At 59.5% G+C, this 21,317-nt stretch carries 18 protein-coding genes; 9 read left to right on the top strand and 9 right to left on the bottom strand.

All coding sequences use genetic code 11. From position 1 onward, the window contains the following. Positions 1 to 5: 5 nt before the first annotated feature. The 3 genes from FIU92_RS11040 to FIU92_RS11030 form a co-directional block, all read right to left on the bottom strand. Positions 6 to 986, bottom strand: coding sequence for an ABC transporter permease (locus FIU92_RS11040; RefSeq protein ID WP_152458617.1), 981 nt, complete (start codon positions 984 to 986; stop codon positions 6 to 8). Further along, positions 979 to 1,986: an ABC transporter permease gene (locus FIU92_RS11035; RefSeq protein ID WP_152458616.1), complete on the bottom strand. Its 1,008-nt coding sequence runs from the start codon at positions 1,984 to 1,986 to the stop codon at positions 979 to 981. Before FIU92_RS11035 ends, FIU92_RS11040 begins: the two co-directional genes overlap by 8 nt. 94 nt (positions 1,987 to 2,080) lie before the next feature. Further along, a complete protein-coding gene (locus tag FIU92_RS11030; RefSeq protein WP_152458615.1) occupies positions 2,081 to 3,787 on the bottom strand; it encodes a peptide ABC transporter substrate-binding protein in 1,707 nt (568 codons plus the stop codon). A gap of 285 nt (positions 3,788 to 4,072) precedes the next feature. Here FIU92_RS11030 and FIU92_RS11025 point away from each other — a divergent pair, with 285 nt between their 5' ends. From FIU92_RS11025 to FIU92_RS11005, 5 genes are read left to right on the top strand one after another with little or no spacing between them, the layout of a single operon-like run. Beyond that, the gene (locus FIU92_RS11025; RefSeq protein WP_152458614.1) at positions 4,073 to 5,893 is read left to right on the top strand and encodes an ABC transporter ATP-binding protein; all 1,821 of its coding nucleotides are present in this window, start codon (positions 4,073 to 4,075) and stop codon (positions 5,891 to 5,893) included. A 5-nt stretch (positions 5,894 to 5,898) separates the two neighbouring features. After that, a complete protein-coding gene (argE, locus tag FIU92_RS11020; RefSeq protein WP_152458613.1) occupies positions 5,899 to 7,068 on the top strand; it encodes an acetylornithine deacetylase in 1,170 nt (389 codons plus the stop codon). 40 nt (positions 7,069 to 7,108) lie between these two features. After that, the gene (locus tag FIU92_RS11015; RefSeq protein ID WP_152458612.1) at positions 7,109 to 8,275 is read left to right on the top strand and encodes a M20 aminoacylase family protein; all 1,167 of its coding nucleotides are present in this window, start codon (positions 7,109 to 7,111) and stop codon (positions 8,273 to 8,275) included. Between the two features lie 16 nt (positions 8,276 to 8,291). After that, positions 8,292 to 9,455, top strand: a complete 1,164-nt coding sequence (locus FIU92_RS11010) for a M20 aminoacylase family protein (RefSeq protein ID WP_152458611.1) — start codon at positions 8,292 to 8,294, stop codon at positions 9,453 to 9,455. 22 nt (positions 9,456 to 9,477) lie between these two features. Continuing rightward, positions 9,478 to 10,641, top strand: a complete 1,164-nt coding sequence (locus tag FIU92_RS11005) for a M20 aminoacylase family protein (protein WP_152458610.1) — start codon at positions 9,478 to 9,480, stop codon at positions 10,639 to 10,641. 71 nt (positions 10,642 to 10,712) lie between these two features. Here FIU92_RS11005 and FIU92_RS11000 read toward each other — a convergent pair whose 3' ends face one another. Both FIU92_RS11000 and moaA read right to left on the bottom strand, forming a co-directional pair. Next, entirely contained in the window at positions 10,713 to 12,011 is a 1,299-nt protein-coding gene (locus tag FIU92_RS11000; RefSeq protein WP_152458609.1) for a 3-deoxy-D-manno-octulosonic acid transferase, read from the bottom strand. A 1-nt stretch (position 12,012) separates the two neighbouring features. Next, entirely contained in the window at positions 12,013 to 13,020 is a 1,008-nt protein-coding gene (gene moaA, locus FIU92_RS10995; protein WP_152458608.1) for a GTP 3',8-cyclase MoaA, read from the bottom strand. A 141-nt stretch (positions 13,021 to 13,161) separates the two neighbouring features. Here moaA and FIU92_RS10990 point away from each other — a divergent pair, with 141 nt between their 5' ends. Then, complete coding sequence (locus tag FIU92_RS10990) at positions 13,162 to 13,542, top strand: hypothetical protein (RefSeq protein WP_254705298.1); 381 nt, start codon at positions 13,162 to 13,164, stop codon at positions 13,540 to 13,542. Here FIU92_RS10990 and FIU92_RS10985 read toward each other — a convergent pair. The 4 genes from FIU92_RS10985 to glmU are packed head-to-tail and all read right to left on the bottom strand — an operon-like array spanning position 13,530 to position 17,947. Further along, entirely contained in the window at positions 13,530 to 14,216 is a 687-nt protein-coding gene (locus FIU92_RS10985; RefSeq protein WP_152458606.1) for a DNA alkylation repair protein, read from the bottom strand. The genes FIU92_RS10990 and FIU92_RS10985 overlap by 13 nt on opposite strands. Positions 14,217 to 14,221: 5 nt before the next feature. After that, complete coding sequence (locus FIU92_RS10980) at positions 14,222 to 14,764, bottom strand: pyridoxamine 5'-phosphate oxidase family protein (RefSeq protein WP_152458605.1); 543 nt, start codon at positions 14,762 to 14,764, stop codon at positions 14,222 to 14,224. Positions 14,765 to 14,767: 3 nt separating this feature from the next. Next, a complete protein-coding gene (gene glmS / locus FIU92_RS10975; protein ID WP_152458604.1) occupies positions 14,768 to 16,591 on the bottom strand; it encodes a glutamine--fructose-6-phosphate transaminase (isomerizing) in 1,824 nt (607 codons plus the stop codon). 3 nt (positions 16,592 to 16,594) lie between these two features. Then, on the bottom strand, positions 16,595 to 17,947 hold the full coding sequence (glmU, locus tag FIU92_RS10970) for a bifunctional UDP-N-acetylglucosamine diphosphorylase/glucosamine-1-phosphate N-acetyltransferase GlmU (RefSeq protein ID WP_152458603.1): 1,353 nt from the start codon (positions 17,945 to 17,947) through the stop codon (positions 16,595 to 16,597). A gap of 134 nt (positions 17,948 to 18,081) precedes the next feature. Between glmU and FIU92_RS10965 the strand changes: the two genes are divergently transcribed. The 3 genes from FIU92_RS10965 (at position 18,082) to FIU92_RS10955 (ending at position 21,311) form a co-directional block, all read left to right on the top strand. Then, positions 18,082 to 18,753 carry an HAD-IA family hydrolase gene (locus FIU92_RS10965; RefSeq protein WP_152458602.1) on the top strand — a complete coding sequence of 224 codons (672 nt, stop codon included), beginning with the start codon at positions 18,082 to 18,084 and terminating at the stop codon, positions 18,751 to 18,753. A 39-nt stretch (positions 18,754 to 18,792) separates the two neighbouring features. Then, on the top strand, positions 18,793 to 19,983 hold the full coding sequence (locus tag FIU92_RS10960; protein ID WP_152458601.1) for a DegT/DnrJ/EryC1/StrS aminotransferase family protein: 1,191 nt from the start codon (positions 18,793 to 18,795) through the stop codon (positions 19,981 to 19,983). 164 nt (positions 19,984 to 20,147) lie between these two features. Then, positions 20,148 to 21,311 carry an isovaleryl-CoA dehydrogenase gene (locus FIU92_RS10955; protein ID WP_152458600.1) on the top strand — a complete coding sequence of 388 codons (1,164 nt, stop codon included), beginning with the start codon at positions 20,148 to 20,150 and terminating at the stop codon, positions 21,309 to 21,311. Positions 21,312 to 21,317 lie beyond the last annotated feature (6 nt).

Here is a 21,317-nt window from a genome sequence, read left to right as displayed (position 1 = left end):
AATGTTCAACGACCGCGGATCCGCGGATCCAGCGCATCGCGCAGACCGTCACCCAGATAGTTGACGCTCAGGACGGTCAGCGAGATTGCCAGACCAGGCCAGAACACACGCTCGGGGTATTGCTGTAGATAATCGACTCCGTCGAACAGCAGGCGGCCCCAAGTCGGGAAGTCGGGCGGAAAGCCCAGACCGAGGAAGGAAAGCGCGCTTTCGGTAATGATCGCCGTCGCAATCCCCAGCGTCGCCGATACCATGATCGGAGACAACACGTTCGGCAGGATATGCCGCGTGATGATCTGAGTGTTGCTGGTGCCGATGGACCGGGCCGCCAGAACGAATTCACGCTCTTTGATGGCCAGCACGTCACCCCGTACGATCCGCGCCGTAGGCATCCACGAGGTGATACCGATGGCGCAGACGATCAGGATGAAGATCCCGCGCTCCAGGCCGAACGCGGCCGACAGGGGTTCACGGAACAGCAGCATCATGACCAGCAGCAAGGGCAGCAGGGGCAGGGCCAGAAACAGGTCCGTCAGACGCATAAGCGGACCATCCAGCCGTTTGAAGAACCCGGCCAGAACGCCGATGAAGGATCCCAGGAACAGTGCCAGCAGCATCGCGGTGATGCCCACCGATACCGAGGTTTGACCGCCCGACATCATGCGCGCCAGAATATCCCGGCCCAGTTGGTCGGTGCCGAAAGGATGCGCCCAGCTTGGCCCCTGATTGCGGGCCCGGATATCGATCTGCGTTGGATCAATGCTCCAGAGATAGGGGCCCAGATAGACCCCCGCCACGATCAGGATGAACAGCACCGCACCCACCATGGCGCCCTTGTGCGTCTTGAACTGATCCCAGACGTCGCGCCATTGGCTGCGCGGCGGGGTCGTGAGTTCCTCCATCACATCAGCGGTTGGCAGCGCGGTGGATGCCGGGGCCAGACCTTCGTCGGGGATCAGCGTGTCTGACTTGTCGTGATCAGTCATAGCGAATCCTCGGGTCCAGAATGCCATACAGGACGTCGGCGATCAGGTTGAACAGCACGATCAGCACGGCAAAGATGAAGGTCAGGGTTTGTACCATCGGCAGGTCGTTGGCCTGAATGGCGCCAATCAGCAACTGGCCGATACCATTCACCTTGAAAACCTGCTCGGTGATGATGGCGCCGCCGAAGATGGCCGGGATACCCAGTGCAATGACCGTGACCACGGGAATCATCGAGTTCCGCAGGACGTGGACCATGACGACCGTGTATTCGCTGAGCCCCTTGGCGCGGGCGGTGCGGACGTAATCCTGGTTGAGATTGTCCAGCATCGAGGCGCGCATGAAACGGCTGAGCTGTGCCGTGATCTGCAACGCCAGCACCATGACCGGCATGATCATCTGTTTCAGCTGCACGACGAAGCTGTCCCAGCTGTTGACCACATGCGTGGTGTCATAGATCGACGGGAACCAGCCCAACTGGACTGAAAAGATCACGATCACCAGAACGCCCGAGAAAAACGGAGGGACCGAGAAGCCGACCATCGACACGAAGGTGCCCATCTGGTCGAACCAGGAATACTGGCGATAGGCCGAATAGATGCCGATGGGCAGCGCGATCAGGATGGCGACAACATAGGCGGTGCCGACAACCCACAGGGTCTGCGGGATACGCTGAACGACGATGTCCATGACGGGCGAGCGGGTCTGCCAGGATATCACGCGCAGGTCGCCTGCGGAAAAATTGGTGCCGAAGATGTGGTCGATCAGAACCTGCGGTTCGATCCAGAAGAATTGCACGATCCATTTCCAGAACCGGATATGCATCGGCTGGCCAAGGCCGAGCGCCTCGCGCATCTTTTCCTTGACTTCGGGGGGAACGGTGAGCGGAACCTGCGCCATCGGATCGCCGGGTGCGAGTTCGAGGAGCAGGAAGATGACGAGGCTGATGAACAGCAGCGTTGGAACGGCCAGCACCAGTCGTCTGATTGTGAAATTAAGCATTAAGAGGCGCCTTTATATGCGTCTTCTTGTTGGGGTGGGATGCAAATGACCGCGCCCCGATAACGATCGGGGCGCGGTTTTGCAAGGTCAGTGCTTAGGAACCGGTCTTGCGGTACCAGTCCGCAATGTTCCACAGCTCGCTGTCCCAAACGTTCAGGACAACACCACCCAGTGTGTTTGCATGTGCCGACAGGCGACCACGGTGAACCAGCGGGATCATACCACCATTCTGAACCATGATGTCATTCAGCTGCTTGGCGATTTCCGCACGCGCTTCCAGACCAGCGGTTTCGGCCAATTGAGCGTGCAGCTTGTCGAACTCTTCGTTGCAGAAGCGGCTGATGTTTTCGCCCTGCCACTGCGTCTCGGGACGCGGTGCCTTGTCGCAAAGACCGTTGCCCAGATAGGACTGCGGGTCGGTGCCGTTGAAGGTGTTGGCGTACATTTCAACGTCGGCATAGAACTTCTGGAACGTGTCGGGCGAGCCCGGGTCGCCACCGAAGAAGACCGATGCGTTGATGTTGCGCAGTTCGGTTTCAATGCCGATCTGGCTCCACCATTCCTTGATCAGCGCCTGGAAGTCCTGACGGACGGCGTTGGTCGAGGTCTGATAGACGATCTTCAGCGGAACGCCGTCCTTCTCGCGGACGCCGTCGCCATCGGTGTCGACGATGCCGGCATCATCCAGCAGTTTCTTGGCGCCTTCGATATCCTGGGTGTCGCAGGTCATCGAGGTCGAGTTGAACGCGGCAGGGGCCGGAACCCAGTTGCAGGTCACTTTACCAGCCTGACCATAGCCGATTTCCACCAGCAGCGGACGGTCGATGGCCATCGACATGGCTTTGTAAACGGCCGGATCCTTCAGGAACGGGTGCGGATGCTTGGCCGTCGAACGCTCGCCTTCCGGCAGCTCGGGCGACGGGTTGGTCTGGTTCAGCATGATGCGCTCGACCAGCGGGCCGAAGCCTGCAACCGGCGTACCTTTGCCACCTTCCTGCATCTGTGCGATCACTTCCGGAGCCAGTTGCAGGTTCCAGGCATAGTCAAATTCACCGGTTTCCATGACGGCACGACCTGCAGCCGTCGCGTCACCGCCGCCTTTGAAGGTCACGGTCGCGAAGGCAGGTTTTGCCGGATCACGATAGTTGTCGTTGGCCTTGAAGGTGATCACGTCGTTCGGTTTGAACTCGGTGACGACAAAAGGGCCGGTGCCGATCGGGTTGAAGTTCTGTTCGGTGCATTCCGGGGCTTTGGCGCCCATGCAGTTTTCGAACTGGGCCTTTTGAAGGATCGGGCTTTCACCGCCGACGAACGGGCCATAGGGGAAGGGGGTCGGTGCGTCGAAAGTGACCTTGACGGTCAGGTCATCAACAGCTTCGACCGAGGTGACGCCTTCGAACTTGGTCACCTGCGCGCAGCCACCTTCCGGGTGCATACAGTAATCGGCGGTGAACTTTACGTCAGCAGCGGTGAACGGAGAGCCGTCAGACCATGTGATTCCCGGTGCGATTTTCCATGTGATCGACGTCAGGTCTTCGCTGACACCGCCATTTTCCACGGTTGGGATTTCTGACGCCAGATATGGCACCATGTTGCCGTCCTGGTCGTAGCGGGCAAGTGGCTCGATCACCAGCGAGGCTGATTCCACGTCTTTTGTACCGCCGGACAGGAACGGGTTCAGGATCGACGGAGCCTGCCAATAGATGATGCTGACATTGCCGTCCGAACCGCGCTCGGCAAAGGCCATCGGGGCCATTGCCGTGCTTGCGATCGCACCAAGCAAAAGGGTTTTGATTTTCATAAGTCACTCCCGAATTGGACACGTTCGTGTCTCGATTATCTCCGCAAGGCCTGCGGGTTTGGCGTTGCCGCTTCGGGGTAAGTTTTTGATCAATAAAGATAATAGCGCTAACGACATAAATCGGCGCTGCCTCCCCAAGGCGGTTACGTTGGGTATCGAAACAGAACTTGAGAAAAATGCAAGTGGTGCCGTCGCGAAAATGTGTAATGGGTTTGACTTTTCCCGGTGGCCCGCCGTAGCGTTCGGCATTCACAACAAGAATAACCTCGTCAAGGGAGCGCGCACGTGCTGGATCAGCCTATTGCTCAAATCAAAAAACTGCGGGTGGAGTTTCAGACAAAGGACGGTCCCGTTGTTGGTGTTGAGGACGTCTCGTTCGAGGTCAAACCAGGCGAAACCGTTTGTATCGTTGGCGAATCGGGCTCGGGGAAGTCGGTTTCATCTTTGTCCTTGATGCGTCTGGTCGAGTTCGGTGGCGGCGAAATCGCGGGCGGCGAACTGTTGTTTGATCGTCGCGATGGCGAAGAAATGGACCTGGCGAAGGCCGATCAGGATCTGATGAAGCAGATTCGCGGCAACGAAATCGGGATGATCTTTCAAGAGCCGATGACCGCGCTGAACCCTGTTTTCACCGTGGGCCGCCAGTTGACCGAAGGTTTGCGCATCCACAAGGACATGACGAAAGCGCAGGCCGAGCAACGGGCGCTGGAATTGCTGCGTCAGGTTCGTATCCCAGAGCCCGAGCGCCGTCTGAAACAATATCCTCACGAGTTGTCGGGCGGGATGCGCCAACGTGTTGTCATTGCGATGGCGATGGCCTGTGAGCCGCGCCTGTTGATCGCCGACGAACCCACCACGGCGCTGGATGTGACAATTCAGGCCGAGATCCTGGCCTTGATGGACCGCCTCAAGCGGGAAACCGGAACTGCGGTGATGTTCATCACCCACGACATGGCCGTGGTTGCCCAGATGGCTGACCGCGTGGTGGTGATGTTCCGCGGCAACAAGGTCGAAGAAGGCACGGTCAAGGAAATCTTTGAAAACCCGCAGCACGACTATACCAAGGCGTTGCTGGCCGCGGTGCCGAAACTGGGCGAGATGCAGGGTAAATCTGCGCCCGAGCCAATGAAGCTGCTGGGGGTCGAAGGGCAGAATATTGCGCCAATTCCGGGTACGGAAGAGGTTCTGCTGACCGTCAAGAACCTGACAACACGGTTCCCGGTCAAAGGCGGGCTTTTGCGGCGCACGATTTCGAACGTTCATGCGGTCGAGGATGTCTCGTTCACTCTGAACAAAGGGCAAACGCTCAGTCTTGTCGGGGAATCCGGGTGCGGCAAGTCTTCGGCAGGGCGCTCGATCCTGCGGCTGGTTGAGCCGTTGGCGGGCGAGATTGATCTGGACGGTGTCGATATCATGAAGCTTGATCCGTCTGGTTTGCGCAAGGCGCGGTTGGACATGCAGATGATTTTCCAGGACCCGTTCGCCTCGCTGAACCCGCAGATGCAGTTGGTCGACCAGGTCGCCGAGCCGATGCGCAACTATGGCGTGGCATCGGGATCCGAACTTCAGGATCGCGTGGCACAATTGTTCGACAAGGTGCAATTGCCGCGCAGCTTCATGCGTCGCTTCCCGCATGAAATGTCGGGCGGTCAGCGTCAGCGGATTGCAATTGCCCGCGCTTTGGCCCTGAACCCCAAGCTGATCATTGCGGATGAGGCGGTCTCGGCCCTTGACGTGTCGGTTCAGGCACAGGTTCTGAACCTGATGATGGAATTGCAGTCCGAGCTGGGCCTGTCATACCTGTTCATCAGCCACGACATGGCCGTTGTCGAACGGGTCAGCCACTATGTCGGGGTCATGTATCTGGGGCGCATTGTCGAACTCGGGCCCCGGGCGCGGGTGTTCGAGAACCCGCAGCATCCCTATACACAGGCGCTGATGAAGGCGGTTCCGATCGCGGATCCGAACAAGCGGAAATCGGAAAAGGATCTGAATTTCAAACCGATCCCTTCTCCTATTCACCCCACCAACTACACGCCGGAACCTTCGCAATATCAAGAGGTTGAGGCAGGGCACTTCATTCTGACCACGGACAGCGGGTATTGACCCCAATGGCGAAACGCCTGACCCCGCTTGAGATCATGACACAGCTGATCTCATTTCCGACCGTAAGCCGTGATACCAATCTGCCGCTGGTGGATTGGGTTCAGGACTACTTGCAGGGCCACGGAATCGAAAGCCACCGCTGGCCAGATCCGGACCAACCGCACAAGGCCGCGATCTTTGCGCATGTTGGTCCATCCGAAGAAGGCGCGGTGGTTCTGTCCGGTCACACGGATGTCGTGCCGGTGGACGGTCAGCCGTGGGACACTGATCCTTTCACGGTGACCGAGAAAGACGGCAAGTACTTCGGTCGCGGCACCTGCGACATGAAGGGGTTTGACGCCCTGGCCATCTGGGCCCTGGTCGAAGCACACTATGCCAATATCAGCCGGCCGCTTCAGCTGGCGCTCAGCTTTGATGAAGAGGTCGGATGCACCGGTGCGCCGCCCATGATTGAAGCAATGCAACAGGTTCTGCACAAGGGATCGGCAGTGATAGTGGGTGAGCCGTCGATGATGCAGGCGGTGACGGGGCACAAGGGCGGGTTCGGCATCGATACACATATCGTCGGGTTCGAAGTGCACAGCTCGATCATGCACACTGGCGTGAACGCCATCATGGCGGCGGCGCCTTTGATCGATTGGGCAAATCACAGAAATGCTGAAAGCATGGCTGCTGAGCCGAGCGAAATCGCGGCTGTATTTGACCCGCCTTGGACAACCTGTCATGTCGGCATGATTGAAGGCGGAACCGCCCATAACATCACCGCCAAAGACTGCACTTTCATGATGGATTTCCGCACGGTGCCGGACGAAACGCAGGCTGAATGGCGCGATGCCTATATCGAACAGGTCCGCCGGGTCGAAGCTCGGATGCAGGCCGTTCACCCCGATGCGCGCATCGAACTGTCCGAGCATTTCGCGATCCCGGGGCTGGTGCCCGAACAGGACGGAGAAGCCGAAGCTTTGGTGCGCGCCCTGACCGGGGACAACGCCAGCCACGTCGTCAGCTATGGGACCGAGGCGGGGCAGTTTCAGGCGGCCGGGTATTCAGCCGTGATCTGCGGCCCGGGTGATATCGCGCAGGCTCATCAGCCGAACGAGTTCATATCGATCGCGCAGTTCGAAGCTGGGCATGGGTTCATGCAACGATTGGTTGAAAGGCTGAGCGCGGCGTAACATTCAACGTGGCCTCAGTGGTTCAGGGGAGGGTTTTGAGATGCCTGTCAAAAACAGACTTGCAGAGATGCATGGCGATATTACCAAGTGGCGCCGCCACCTGCACGCACATCCTGAACTTATGTATGACGTGCATGAAACGGCTGCTTTCGTAGTCGAGCGTCTCAGGGAATTTGGTGTGGATGAGATCACGCCGGGAATTGGCAGGACGGGTGTCGTGGCCGTGATCCGGGGGCGGCAGGATACGACCGGGCGCGTGATCGGGTTGCGTGCTGACATGGACGCATTGCCGATCGAAGAAGCGACGGGGTTGGATTATGCCTCGACCGTATCGGGAAAGATGCACGCCTGCGGGCATGACGGGCATACCTCGATGCTGCTTGGGGCCGCCCAGTACCTAGCTGAAACCCGAAACTTCGATGGCACCGTTGTTCTGATTTTTCAGCCCGCCGAAGAAGGTGGTGCAGGCGGTCTGGCCATGTGTCAGGACGGCCTGATGGATCGCTGGGGCATTGATGAGGTCTATGGCATGCACAATATGCCGGGGTTGCCGGTGGGCGAATTCGCGATCCGACCCGGCGCCTTGCTGGCCTCATCTGATGAATTCGAAATCACGATCACCGGCAAGGGCGGACACGCGGCTGCACCGCATGACGCGGTAGACACCACGCTGGTGGCCTCGCATATCGTCGTGTCGTTGCAGTCCGTCGTGGCGCGCACCGTCGATCCGATCAAACGCGTGGTTCTGACCGTGGGTACGTTTGAAACGGACAGTGTCGCGTCGAACGTTATCGCGCATACCGTTCGCTTGCAGGGGACCGTCCGGACGCTCGACCCCGAATACCGCGCCATTGCGGAAGAACGCGTGCGCAGGATCGCCGAGGATACGGCCTCGGCCTTCGGCGCAAAGGCGGATGTCGTCTGGACGCCCGGCTATCCTGTGACTGTGAATTCCGAGGCTGAGACGGCATACGCTGCCGAGGCGGCCGAGGCCGTGGCGGGCAAGGTCAATGACAGCACTGATCCGATCATGCCGTCGGAAGATTTTGCCTACATGCTTGAAGAACGGCCCGGAGCTTACATCTTTATCGGGAACGGGGACACGGCGATGTGCCATCACCCGGAATACAATTTTGACGACAATGCGATTCCCGCCGGTTGCAGTTGGTTTGCCGAGATCGTGGAACGACGATTGCCCGTGGCATAATTTGAGGGAGAGTGACATGCCGATCAAAAACCGCCTTGCAGAGATGCACGAAGAAATCACAGGCTGGCGGCGTGACATTCACCAACATCCGGAAATTCTGTACGACACGCACCGCACCAGCGCGCTGGTGGCGGAAAAGCTGAAGGAATTCGGCTGTGATGAGGTCGTTACAGGCATCGGTCGCACCGGCGTGGTCGGGGTCATTCGGGGAAAGAGCGACACGCAGGGCCGTGTGATTGGCCTGCGCGCCGACATGGATGCGCTGCCGATGCAGGAACAGACCGGGCTGGACTATGCCTCGAAGATATCAGGCGCGATGCATGCCTGCGGGCATGACGGGCATACCGCCATGGTTTTGGGAGCGGCAAAGTACCTCTCTGAGACGCGCAATTTCGATGGCACTGCAATCGTGATCTTTCAGCCTGCCGAAGAGGGCGGGAATGGCGCCGAGGCCATGTGCAAGGACGGTCTGATGGACCGGTTCGGCATTCAGGAAGTCTATGCGATGCACAACGTACCGGGCCTGCCGACCGGGCAGTTCGCGATCCGTTCGGGCCCTTTGCTGGCCGCAGCGGACGAGTTTGATATCCATCTTGAAGGGCGCGGCGGTCACGCTGCAAAACCCCATGAGACGGTCGATACGACGGTGATGCTGTCGCAATTGATCGTGGCATTGCAGACGATCGTGTCGCGCAATGCCGATCCGATCCTGCAAGCCGTGCTTTCGGTGACGTCCGTCGAGACGTCATCGAAAGCGTTCAACGTGATCCCGCAATCGGCGCAGATACGCGGCACGGTCCGGACCCATTCCAACCAGATGCGAGATCTGATCGAACAGCGCCTCAAAGAGGTCGCCGAAGGGATTGCAGCAACATTCGGTGGTTCCGTGAACGTCAATTACTCGCGCGGCGTTCCGGTGACGATCAATGCCGAAACTCAGACCGGATATGCTGCAGAGGCCGCAGTCTCGGTCGGGGGCAGCTGCATCGAGGCGCCGATGGTGATGGGGGGCGAGGATTTCTCGTTCATGCTGGAGGAACGGCCCGGAGCCTTCATCGTTCTGGGCAACGGTGACAGCGCCGGGTTGCATCACCCTGAATACGATTTCAACGACGAGATCATCCCGATTGGATGTTCGTGGTTCGCAGAAATGGTCGAGCGCCGAATGCCGGCGGCTTGAACTGAATTAGGAGAGAATAGACATGCCAGTCAAAAACCGCTTTGCCGAATTGCAGGATGAGATCACCGCCTGGCGACGGGATCTGCACCAAAACCCTGAAATCCTGTTCGAAACGCACCGCACCAGCGCAATGGTGGCCGAGAAGTTGCAGGAGTTTGGTTGCGACGAGGTCGTCACCGGCATCGGGCGCACAGGGGTTGTTGGCGTAATCAAGGGCAAATCGGACAGCAGCGGCAAGGTGATCGGTTTGCGGGCGGATATGGATGCGCTGCCGATCCATGAGGCGACGGGGTTGGACTATGCGTCGAAAACGCCGGGCGCCATGCATGCCTGCGGCCACGATGGCCACACGGCGATGCTGCTTGGTGCGGCGAAGTACCTGTCTGAAACCCGAAATTTCGATGGCACGGTTGTTGTGATCTTCCAGCCTGCCGAAGAGGGCGGCGGTGGTGGTCGCGAAATGTGCGAAGATGGCATGATGGACCGCTGGAATATTCAGGAAGTCTACGGCATGCACAATTGGCCGGGTCAACCTGTGGGCAAGTTCGCCATCCGCCCCGGTTCCTTCTTTGCCGCAACCGATCAGTTCGACATCACTTTCGAAGGGCGCGGCGGTCATGCTGCCAAGCCGCATGAAACAGTAGATACCACGGTACTGGCCGCGCAGGCGGTGTTGGCGCTTCAGACGATTTCGTCGCGCAATGCCGATCCGATCGATCAGGTCGTGGTGTCGGTGACGTCGTTCGAGACCTCGTCGAAGGCGTTCAATGTGATCCCGCAGACTGTTCAGATCAAGGGTACCGTGCGCACCATGAGCAAGGATATGCGGGATCTGGCCGAAAAGCGGATCAATGAGATTTGCAACGGTGTGGCGGCAACGTTCGGAGGCACCGCCGATGTGACCTATATCCGCGGGTATCCGGTGATGGTGAACAGTGAAGAGCAGACAGAGTTTGCCGCAGCTGTTGCCCGGTCGGTATCTGGCGATTGCGATGATGCGCCTTTGGTCATGGGCGGCGAGGACTTTGCCTTTATGCTGGAGGAGCGCCCTGGCGCCTATATCCTGGTGGGTAACGGCGATACGGCCATGGTTCACCACCCGGAATACAATTTCAACGATGAGGCGATTCCCGCCGGGTGCAGCTGGTGGGCAGAGATCGTCGAGCAGCGAATGCCGGCGGCCTGATGGGGCGGGTGGGGGCGCTGCCCCCACACCCCCGGGATATTTTTGGCCAGATGAAGAGGGGTCCCGCCTACTTACGTCAGGTCGAGCGAACGGCACAGCGTTTCCACGACGGAATCCAGTGCGTTGCTTTGCGTCTTGACGCAGGATTGGGCCGCGCTGCGGGCCCGGGTCAGGGCTTGGTCGTCTGAAAGCCAATGGTCGACCGCCGCAGAGAGATCTGTTTCGGTTTGAACCTCGATGGCGCCACCGGTTTTGATCAACGGCGCGAATGTTTCAGCAAAATTGAAGTATCCGGGACCGGTTATCACGGCGGCTCCGGCCTGGGCGGGTTCGAAAGGGTTGTGGCCGCCGATATTTTTAAGGGAGCCGCCCAGGAACACGATGGGAGACAGAGCGTACCATGTGCCGGTCTCGCCCAATGTATCGGCGACATATACCTGGGTTTCGGTTTTGATCGGGGAACTTTCTGATCGGAACGCGGCGTTGAGATCGGAGGCGTCCAGTAGTTTTGCGATATCGCCGCGGCGCTCTGGGTGGCGGGGGATCAGCAACAGCAGCAGATCGGGCCAGCGTTCCAGAAGTGATTTATGCGCGGCCAGAACGATTTCCTCTTCACCGGCATGGGTTGAACTGGCGATCCACACAGGTCTGCCAGAAATCTGAGAACCAATGTCGTCCAGCGTGCCGTGGTCTATGGGAAGAGGGTCTGACATGGCCTTGAGATTGGTGCCGGGCCGGACGCGACCGGCAGGGGCACCCATGGCTGCCAGGTTGGCTGCGGTTTTGTCGTTTTGCGTCAGGAACAGGTTGAACTTGTTCAAAACGAACCGCGCTGTTCCGGGGCGTTTTTTCCAACCGGCAACGGACTTGTCCGACAGTCGTGCATTCAGAAGGGCCAGCGGAACGCCGCGTTTGGCGCTTTCGACGATCAAACGCGGCCAAATCTCACTTTCGACGAAAACCCCGCCCTCTGGTTGCCAATGGTTCAGAAAGCGCCGGACCGGGCCTGCCGTGTCAAGCGGCGGGAATTGATGCCGTGTACGGGGCGGCAGGCGTTTTTCGATCAGAGCCGCTGAGGTCGGGGTGCCCGAGGTGATCAGAAACTCGGCCTCGGGCAGGCGGTCTGCCAGCCGTCTGATCAGGCTGAGGACCGAAAGGCTTTCACCGACGCTGGCGGCGTGGAACCAGACCAAACGCCCATTTGGTCTGGGCAGGCTGGCATGGCCAAGGCGTTCTTGTTGCCGCTTGTCAGGTACGTTTGCTGCCCGCAGCTTGTTCCGAACGACCCGCCATATCAGGGGCGCGGCCAGAGACGTGAGGGCGCAGTACACATGGTACAACGCCGTGGGGTGGCCGTCGTGATCCGGCATATCAGCCGCCTGTATGGCTCATGTGACGGCTCATCCGGCCATCGACGGCTTGGCGGGAATAGTCGAAGTCATGCCCTTTGGGCTTGAGATTGATCGCAGATTGGATCGCGTCTTCAAGTGGCTGTTCGGTGTCGGGATGATCGCGCAGGGCGCCGCGCAGGTCGGCCATGTCTTCCTGGCCCAGGCACATGTAGAGTTCGCCCGTGCAGGTCAGGCGGACCCTGTTGCAGCTTTCACAGAAATTGTGCGACAGCGGCGTAATAAAGCCGATTTTCTGGCCGGTTTCCTCGAGCCGCACGTAACGGGCCGGGCCACCGCTGCGTTCGGCCAGATCGGTGACCGAATAGTGGTTTTCGTATTCTTTCCGCACGTCCTTGAGCGACCAGTACTGATCCAGGCGGTCTTCGTTGCCGATATCGCCCATGGGCATGACCTCGATCCAGGTCAGATCCATATCCCGCTGGGCGCACCATTCCGTGATTTTGGGAAGTTCGGGCTCGTTGAACCCTTTCAGGGCAACGGCGTTTATCTTGATCCGCAGGCCAGCTTTTTGCGCGGCGTCGATTCCGTTCAAAACCTGTTTCAGGCGACCCCAGCGCGTTACCTTGGCGAACTTGTCATCATCCAGAGTGTCCAGCGAGACATTCACCCGACGCACACCGGCCGCATACAGGTCTTCGGAAAATCGGTGCAGTTGCGAACCGTTGGTTGTCAGCGTCAACTCCTTCAATGCACCGCTGTCCAGATGACGTGTCATCGAATTGAAGAACGTCATGATGTTGCGACGCACCAAAGGCTCACCACCCGTAATGCGCAGCTTTTCGACCCCCATTCTGACGAAGGTCGAACACATCCGGTCCAGTTCCTCCAATGTCAGCAGGTCTTTCTTGGGCAGAAAGGTCATGTTCTCGGACATGCAATACACGCAGCGGAAGTCGCAGCGATCCGTGACGGAGACGCGGAGATACGTGATGGCGCGGGCAAACGGGTCGATTAGCGGAGCTGTCATGCCACATAGGTAAAGCTGGAACATGGCCGCGACAAGTGCGAACTGCGCTTTGCGCTGGAACAGGTGGGCGCAGGGTTGTAGGTTTCCGGCATGAAGAAAATACTTGTTTTGACATGCGTAATGACGGCCGGATGCGACGCCGTGCAGTCAACGACTGATCGAGTGTTCGGCGGCGGCGACGCACCCGCCCAGACGGTGTCTGACACGGAAACGGGCACAGCAGTTGCCGAAGAGGTGTTGCAACCCGAACCGGTTTCCGCGCGCCCGAACTGGGTTGGGGCGAAGACCACCATCGCCGGACTTGGGGATCCGACCACCCCGGGCCGCTGGATGCAGACGCCGCTGGTGGACAGCGAAGTTACGGCACGTGTTGTCGTGCCACGGACCGGGGCGCAGGCCTATATCACGTTGGTCCCGGTTTCCGGTCCGGACAGCAGCGGCAGCCGCTTGTCACTGGACGCCATGAGGGCCCTGTTGGTGCCCTTCGACGAACTTGTCGAGCTTGAGGTCTATGTGAACTGATTTTTCAGGTATTTGCCTGCTTCGCGGCGGGCAAACGGCTTCATGGCATCACCGTGCTGTTTCAGAAAGGCGATCACGCGTTCCGGGTCATGTTTGGACAGTTCGCGCAGCCACCAGGCGATGGATTTCTGGATGAACCAGTTGCGGTCCGAAACATATCCCGCAGCCCAGCCAAGGATGCGGTCACGGCGGTGCAGATCGTCAGGCTTGGGGTGGTTCTGTTTGGTCCAGGGCAGGGTTGCGACCAAGGCCGCGCGCCGGGTCCACATGTGATCGGACCGGGTCCACAGTTCGACCTCGTCCAACCGTTCGGGATCTGCTGAAAGCCGTTTTTGCATCGCCATGCACGCGTGGTCCGCAACGGCCCAGGCATCGAAATCCGGCAGCCAGCTTTGAAGCAAATTCCAAACCGCCGCATCCGGTCGGATGCGTGCCTGAGTCAAAAGTTTGGATGCGGCAAGTCGCCCCTCGTGGATGTTGCTTTGCCATAGCCCGTCCGCCAATGCGACCCGCGCCGGCACGTCCAGTTCTTTCCGCCACGCCTTGGTCAGGTCGTTGAGAACCGGGTTCGCGACGCCCAGATAGATGCGATCCGCCTTGTGGTAACTGGCCATCTGGGTCGCCCGCTCGGGGTCACCATGCGCTTTGATCTGATCGAGATATCCACTCAGCATCGGGCTCACTTTGGTACGCCGGTTGGCTTTCCATCAATCGTTTGGCTGTTCCTTTCCACCCAATACGAGCGGATGTCCTCGTCTGATTTTCCATCCACCCAATTCTGCATCGTATCGCGGTCGGATTGGAATTCCATGAAAGGCACGGCATAGCCGCAAGAGGTCTGTACCATGTCGATCGACTGGTCATAGATCTGCCGTGCGCTTCGGTGATTTGGGAATAGGCCGGCAAGGTCGTCCCATCCATCATCCCCGACATGCAGGCAACGTGCCGTGCCATAGGTGCGCAGGATCATCGGACGTGTGGTGAAGGAACACCACATCAGCGTCATCCTGTTGATCTGCAAAAGATGCCCCGCCGTTTCATTGCCACTGCCGGTCAGGTTCATCCAGACGATGCGGTTCGGCCCCAATACCCGCAGCGAATCCATTCCCTTGGGGGAAATATTGACCCGACCTTCGGCCCCGGCGGTGCCGACGAAGAACATATGCTGATCTTCGATGAACTTTTGATGCGCTTCCTCAAGCTGCGGGAACTGCTTGGCCATAATTCACTCCACCGTGACCGACTTGGCCAGATTGCGCGGCTGATCCACATCCGTGCCCTTGGCAACCGCCGTGTGATAGGCCAGCAACTGCGCGGGAACCGAATACAGGATCGGTGCAAGGCTGGTGTGAACATGCGGCATGCGGATGGTGCTCCAGACGCCGTCGCCGGCCTCGTCAATGCCGTCATCATCAGAGACCAGGATCACCTTGCCCTTGCGCGCCATCACTTCCTGCATGTTCGACACGGTCTTGTCGAACACGGTGTCACGGGGTGCCATGACAACCACGGGCATATGCTTGTCGATCAGGGCGATGGGGCCGTGTTTCAACTCTCCTGACGCATAACCTTCGGCGTGGATATAGCTGATTTCCTTCAGCTTCAGCGCGCCTTCCATTGCCAGCGGATACATCAGGCCACGGCCCAGAAACAGGACGTCGCGCGCCTCGGACAGGCGTTGGGCCGCTTTGCGGATCGCCCGGTTCTGATCGAGTGCGGCGTTCAGCACGGTCGGCAACCCGCGCAGCGCGGCGGCATGATCGGCGATGTCCTCATCCGTCATCGTGCCCCGGTCTGCTGCGGCCTTGAGCGCCAGCATCAGCAGCACGCTCAACTGGCAGGTGAAGGCTTTTGTCGACGCCACTCCGATTTCGACACCGGCATGGATCGGCAAGGCGATATCGCTTTCGCGTGCAATCGAGCTTTCGGGCACGTTGACGACCGAAACGATCTTGTCTGCCTTGCCCTCACAATACCGCAACGCGGCCAGCGTGTCGGCGGTTTCGCCCGACTGGCTGACGAAAAGCGCCAGTGTTCGATCCGTGATCGGAGGTTCGCGATAGCGGAACTCGCTGGCGATATCGACCTCGACCGGCATCTTGGCCAGTTGCTCGAACCAGTATTTCGCGGTCAGGCAGGCGTAAAACGCGGTGCCGCAGGCCACCATGGTCAGACGGTCCAGCTTGCTGAAATCCAGATCGGCATCGGGCAGGGCCACGCGGTCACCACCCGTGGGCAGGTAGGACCGGATCGCTTCGGCCACAACGATGGGCTGTTCAGCGATTTCCTTGGCCATGAAATGCTTGTGCTCGCCCTTGTCCGCGCGCGCATGATCCAGCTTGATCTTGCGCTTTTCCCGGTTGGCCAGCTCACCGGCTTCGTTGCGGATTTCAAGCGACGTTCGGGTCAGAACCGCGCGGTCGCCTTCTTCCAGATATGTGATCTGGTTGGTCAGAGGCGCCAGGGCGATGGCGTCAGAGCCCACATACATCTCGCCATCCCCATGTCCGATGGCCAGTGGTGATCCCTTGCGGGCCGCCACGATCAGGTCGTCCTCTCCGTCGAAAAGAAAGGCCAGCGCAAAGGCGCCCTCCAACTGGTCGATCGTCTTGAACGCCGCCTCGACCGGGGACAGGCCCGAGCTCAGGTGGTGTTCCGTCATGAGGGCAACCGTTTCCGTGTCGGTTTCGGTTTGGAAATCAACACCATATTCGGCCAGTTCAGCCCTCAGGTCGCGATAGTTTTCGACGATGCCGTTATGAACGACGGCCACCGGGCCCGCCTTGTGCGGATGTGCGTTGTTGACCGACGGGGCGCCATGCGTGGCCCAGCGGGTATGGCCGATGCCGGATTTACCGGGAAGAGGATCATGCACCAGAAGATCGCTGAGGTTGACCAGCTTGCCAACCGCGCGCCGCCGGCCCAATGCGCCGTCGTTGACGGTTGCAATCCCGGCGCTGTCATAGCCGCGATATTCCAGCCGTTTCAGGGCTTCTACCAGAATAGGGGCGGCCTCGTGCTGCCCCAAAACACCTACTATTCCACACATATCTCAGGCCTTTTTATCGCGGCGAGCCTTTTTCGCCTTCAACATATCAAACAATTTGCGCGCATATCCGGGCTTGTTTTCCTGCTTGGCCCGCGCAACAGCCAGCGCACCAGGGTCCACATCCCTGGTCACGACAGTGCCCGTCGCGGTCATCGCGCCGTCGCCCACTGTGACCGGCGCCACCAGCATGGTGTTCGAGCCGACAAAGACATTCTCACCAATCGTGGTCTTGTGCTTCATCACGCCGTCATAGTTGCAGGTGATCGTGCCCGCACCGATGTTGGTCGCTGCGCCAACCGAAGCGTCCCCGATATAGCTAAGGTGATTGACCTTCGCGCCTTCGGCGATTTCGGCATTCTTGATCTCGACAAAATTGCCCACCCGCGTGTTTTCGGCCAGTTCGGCACCGGGGCGCAGGCGCGCGTAGGGGCCGACGACAGCGCCCCGGCTGACATGGCAGCCCTCAAGATGCGAAAAGGCGCGGATCGTTGCGCCGCTTTCGACCGTGACGCCCGGGCCGAACACCACATTCGGTTCGATCACCGTATCGCGCCCGACCACCGTATCCGCGGCCAGATACACCGTGTCAGGCGCCATCAACGTGACGCCCAGTTCAAGCAGCTCGCCACGGGCGCGTGCCTGAAATACGGCATCGGCGGCCGCCAGATCGGCGCGAGAGTTCACGCCCAGCGTCTGCGCCTCGTCGCACGCGACTGCGGTCACGTTCAGCCCACGGCGGCGCGCAATTTCAACCACGTCGGTCAGATAGTATTCGCCCGAAGCGTTGTCGTTTCCGACCTCGTCGATCAGCGAAAACAGCAGCTGCGCATTGCAGGCCAAAAGTCCTGAATTGCAGAATGTTATGGATCGTTCTTCATTCGACGCATCCTTGAATTCGACAATGCGTTCCAGCACGTCGCCATTCATAACCAGCCGGCCATAACGGGCAGGATCGGCTGCTTCAAAGCCAAGAATGACAAGGTCATTCCCGGACCGTGCCTCGATCATCCTTTCCAGCGTGTCGGGCTGCAGGAACGGGGTGTCGCCGTAAAGAACAACCACATCACCTTCGAACCCGCTCAATGCGCTTCGGGCCTGGGCGACCGCATGGGCCGTACCCAACTGGTCTTCCTGCACGGTGATCTGCGCCCCTTCATCCTCGGCCCGTGCAACCTTTGCCACGGCTTCGGACCCGTGGCCGGTGACGATCACGGTATGTTCGGGCGACAAGACAGATCCGGCGCGCATCGCATGGATCAGCATCGGAACCTGAGCGATGGGATGCAGAACTTTGGGAAGGTCCGAATTCATCCTGGTGCCTTTTCCGGCGGCAAGGATGACGAGGGCAGTGGTCATGAATTCGTTTTCTCTTTGTGTTTTGTTGCCGTCCGTTTTATCCGCTGAGGTCAAAGGCGCAAGCCGTTCGGCCATCAAACAAGATTGCCGATTGAAACAGGATACGGCGAAAACCTGCCGAGCAAGGGGGCGAAATGCGCACCGTCATCTTCGATCTGGACGGCACTTTGGCGGACACATCCGGCGATTTGCTGGCGGCCGCGAACCATTGTTTCCGCAAGATGGGGCACGGGGATGTACTGGTCCACGGGCCGGATTCCGGTGTGGCGCTGCGAGGTGGGCGCATGATGCTGACCCACGGGCTGAAACGTGTCGGGGCCTATGACGAGGATACGGTACAGGCCTATTATCCGGTTCTTCTTGAGGCCTACGCGCAGGACATCGACACCCACACCAGTTTCTATCCCGGCGCACTACAGGCGGTCGAGATACTGAGTGACGCGGGTTACGGTGTGGGCATTTGCACGAACAAACCGGAACATCTGGCCGAATTGTTGCTGACGCGCATGGGGGTGCGGGACCGTTTTGCATCTTTGGTCGGGGCCGATACGCTGCCGGTCCGCAAACCGGACCCGGCGCCTTTGCGTGAAGCCGCGCGCCGTGCCGGGGGCGATCCGGACTTGTGCGTGCTGGTCGGAGACTCAGATACCGACCGCAACACCGCCAGAGCGGCGGGCGTTCCTTCGGTGCTGGTTACCTTCGGGCCATCGGGGGATGACATGGCGGCGCTGGAACCCGAAGCCCTTCTGCATCATTTTGATGACTTGCCCGGCCTCGTGCCTGATCTGATCGGTGCGGCAGCCTGAAACCTTGACCGGACCCTTTCGGAGCCTCAGAACAAGACCATGACCGACGTATTCTCTGGCAGCTTTACGCAGCAGGAACCCCTTCCGGAAGAAGCAATCGAGGCGGCACTGGCCGTTCTGCGCCATGGGCGTCTGCATCGATACAATGTCGTCCCCGGAGAGTTGGGGGAAACAGCCCTGCTGGAGCAGGAATTTGCGGCGCAGATGGGGGCAAAATACTGTCTTGCGGTTTCGTCTGGCGGCTACGCTCTGGCCACCGCCCTGCGTGCGGTTGGCGTGCAGCCGGGCGACCCGGTATTAACCAATGCGTTTACGCTGGCGCCGGTCCCGGGGTCGATTGCCTCGGTCGGAGGGCGGGCAATTTTTGTCGGAGTGACGGAAGACCTGACCATTGATCTGGATGATCTTGAGGCCAAGCTGGATCAGGCGCGTGTGCTGATGCTCAGCCATATGCGCGGACATCTGTGTGACATGGACCGGCTGATGCAGATGTGTGACGCGGCCGGGGTGATCGTGATCGAGGATTGCGCACACACGATGGGGGCAGCCTGGCGCGGTCAGTTGTCGGGGCGGCAGGGCGCGATCGGGTGTTATTCCTGTCAGACCTACAAGCATGTCAATTCGGGCGAAGGGGGCTTGCTGGTCACCGATGACGAGGAACTGGCGGCAAAGGCCACGCTGTTGTCGGGGTCCTACATGTTGTACGAACGCCATCTGGCGGCGCCGGGGCCGGACGTGTTCGAGCGGATCAAATACACCACGCCCAACGTCTCGGGCCGGATGGACAATTTGCGCGCGGCGATCCTGCGCCCGCAATTGCGGGATCTGGACCGGCAGGTGGCCCGGTGGAACGAACGTTATCGCGAGATCGAAACCGGGTTGCGGGGTACGCCGGGTCTGACGATCGTCGAACGGCCCGAAGAAGAAACTTATGTCGGGTCTTCGATTCAGTTCCTGCTGCTGGATTGGGCGCCTGAACGGATAGCCGAAGTCATCAGCCGTTGCGCGGCGCGCGGGGTTGAGCTGAAGTGGTTCGGCGGTGCCGAGCCGACAGGATTCACGTCGCGCTATGACAGTTGGCGATATTTCGACAGCGAACGGATGCCCGAAAGTGACCGCGTTCTGGCCGGCGTGATGGATATGCGCGTGCCTTTGACGTTTTCCTTGGAGGATTGTCGATTGATCGCCCGGATCATCCGGGCCGAAGTGAGCGCGGTTTATCAGTCTTGACCAAGCGGAGTGCGCCTGCGGCGCACGCTCGATCTTTTGAAACGCCGCCCTTTTCGGAGCGGCGTTTTCCGTTTCGGACGCGCTGTCACAAAGATTGACCGGCAGCAGATTCGCTGCTAGAGATTTATTGAACACTTGTTCATTAAAGCGGAGGGAAGACGCAGATGTTCATGGCCACGATGAAGTTCGATCTGGGTGAGGATGTGAATGCCCTGCGCGAGATGGTGCATCGCTGGGCGCAGGAGCGTGTCAAGCCGATGGCGGCCGAGATCGACGCCACCAATGCCTTTCCGAACGAGCTGTGGAAAGAGATGGGAGAGCTTGGTCTGCTGGGTGTTACCGTGCCGGAAGAGTACGGCGGTGCAGGCATGTCTTATCTGGCGCATACGATCGCAGTCGAAGAGGTCGCGCGCGCTTCAGCTTCGGTTTCTTTGTCATACGGGGCGCATTCGAACCTGTGCGTGAACCAGATCAAGTTGAACGGCAATGAAGAACAGAAGCAAAAGTATCTGCCGCGGCTGACCTCGGGCGAGCATGTGGGGGCGCTGGCCATGTCGGAACCTTCGGCCGGGTCGGATGTGGTGTCGATGAAGCTGCGCGCGGAAAAGCGGAACGACCATTACCGTCTGAACGGCAACAAGTACTGGATCACCAACGGGCCGGATGCGGATACTCTGGTGGTTTATGCCAAGACCGACCCCGATGCCGGATCGAAGGGTATTACCGCATTTCTGATCGAAAAAGAGATGAAGGGTTTTTCAACCTCGCCCCATTTCGACAAGCTGGGTATGCGCGGGTCGAACACGGCTGAGCTGATCTTTGAAGACGTCGAGGTGCCGTTCGAGAACGTGTTGGGCGAGGAGGGCAAGGGTGTTGCCGTTCTCATGTCGGGGCTGGATTATGAGCGGGTCGTGCTGGCAGGCATCGGGACCGGCATCATGGCCGCCTGTCTGGACGAAGTGATGCCTTATCTGGCGGAACGCAAGCAGTTCGGCAAACCTATCGGCAGCTTTCAGTTGATGCAGGGCAAGATTGCCGACATGTACACCGCGATGAACTCGGCACGAGCCTATGTCTATGAAGTCGCCAAGGCGTGTGACCGCGGTGACGTGACCCGGCAGGATGCGGCAGCGTGCTGCCTTTACGCGTCGGAACAGGCGATGGTTCAGGCCCATCAGGCGGTTCAGGCGCTGGGCGGGGCGGGCTTCCTGACGGATGCGCCGGTCAGCCGGATTTTCCGGGATGCCAAGCTGATGGAAATCGGCGCAGGCACCAGCGAGATTCGCCGGATGCTGATCGGCCGCGAAATGATGAATGAAATGCTCTGAAAGAAA

The sequence above is a fragment of the Ruegeria sp. THAF33 genome (genome assembly GCF_009363615.1).
GTDB lineage: Bacteria > Pseudomonadota > Alphaproteobacteria > Rhodobacterales > Rhodobacteraceae > Ruegeria.
Note: the sequence above shows the minus strand (reverse complement) of the source record. Positions and strands in the feature narration are given on the sequence as shown.

Excerpts from the sequence above, each read along its gene's own strand:
- FIU92_RS11040 (WP_152458617.1), bottom strand. The coding sequence starts at position 986 with ATGACTGATCACGACAAGTCAGACACGCTGATCCCCGACGAAGGTCTG.
- FIU92_RS11035 (WP_152458616.1), bottom strand. The coding sequence starts at position 1,986 with ATGCTTAATTTCACAATCAGACGACTGGTGCTGGCCGTTCCAACGCTG.
- FIU92_RS11030 (WP_152458615.1), bottom strand. The coding sequence starts at position 3,787 with ATGAAAATCAAAACCCTTTTGCTTGGTGCGATCGCAAGCACGGCAATG.
- argE (WP_152458613.1), top strand. The coding sequence starts at position 5,899 with ATGGCGAAACGCCTGACCCCGCTTGAGATCATGACACAGCTGATCTCA.
- FIU92_RS11015 (WP_152458612.1), top strand. The coding sequence starts at position 7,109 with ATGCCTGTCAAAAACAGACTTGCAGAGATGCATGGCGATATTACCAAG.
- FIU92_RS11010 (WP_152458611.1), top strand. The coding sequence starts at position 8,292 with ATGCCGATCAAAAACCGCCTTGCAGAGATGCACGAAGAAATCACAGGC.
- FIU92_RS11005 (WP_152458610.1), top strand. The coding sequence starts at position 9,478 with ATGCCAGTCAAAAACCGCTTTGCCGAATTGCAGGATGAGATCACCGCC.
- FIU92_RS11000 (WP_152458609.1), bottom strand. The coding sequence starts at position 12,011 with ATGCCGGATCACGACGGCCACCCCACGGCGTTGTACCATGTGTACTGC.
- moaA (WP_152458608.1), bottom strand. The coding sequence starts at position 13,020 with ATGACAGCTCCGCTAATCGACCCGTTTGCCCGCGCCATCACGTATCTC.
- FIU92_RS10985 (WP_152458606.1), bottom strand. The coding sequence starts at position 14,216 with ATGCTGAGTGGATATCTCGATCAGATCAAAGCGCATGGTGACCCCGAG.
- FIU92_RS10980 (WP_152458605.1), bottom strand. The coding sequence starts at position 14,764 with ATGGCCAAGCAGTTCCCGCAGCTTGAGGAAGCGCATCAAAAGTTCATC.
- glmS (WP_152458604.1), bottom strand. The coding sequence starts at position 16,591 with ATGTGTGGAATAGTAGGTGTTTTGGGGCAGCACGAGGCCGCCCCTATT.
- glmU (WP_152458603.1), bottom strand. The coding sequence starts at position 17,947 with ATGACCACTGCCCTCGTCATCCTTGCCGCCGGAAAAGGCACCAGGATG.
- FIU92_RS10965 (WP_152458602.1), top strand. The coding sequence starts at position 18,082 with ATGCGCACCGTCATCTTCGATCTGGACGGCACTTTGGCGGACACATCC.
- FIU92_RS10960 (WP_152458601.1), top strand. The coding sequence starts at position 18,793 with ATGACCGACGTATTCTCTGGCAGCTTTACGCAGCAGGAACCCCTTCCG.
- FIU92_RS10955 (WP_152458600.1), top strand. The coding sequence starts at position 20,148 with ATGTTCATGGCCACGATGAAGTTCGATCTGGGTGAGGATGTGAATGCC.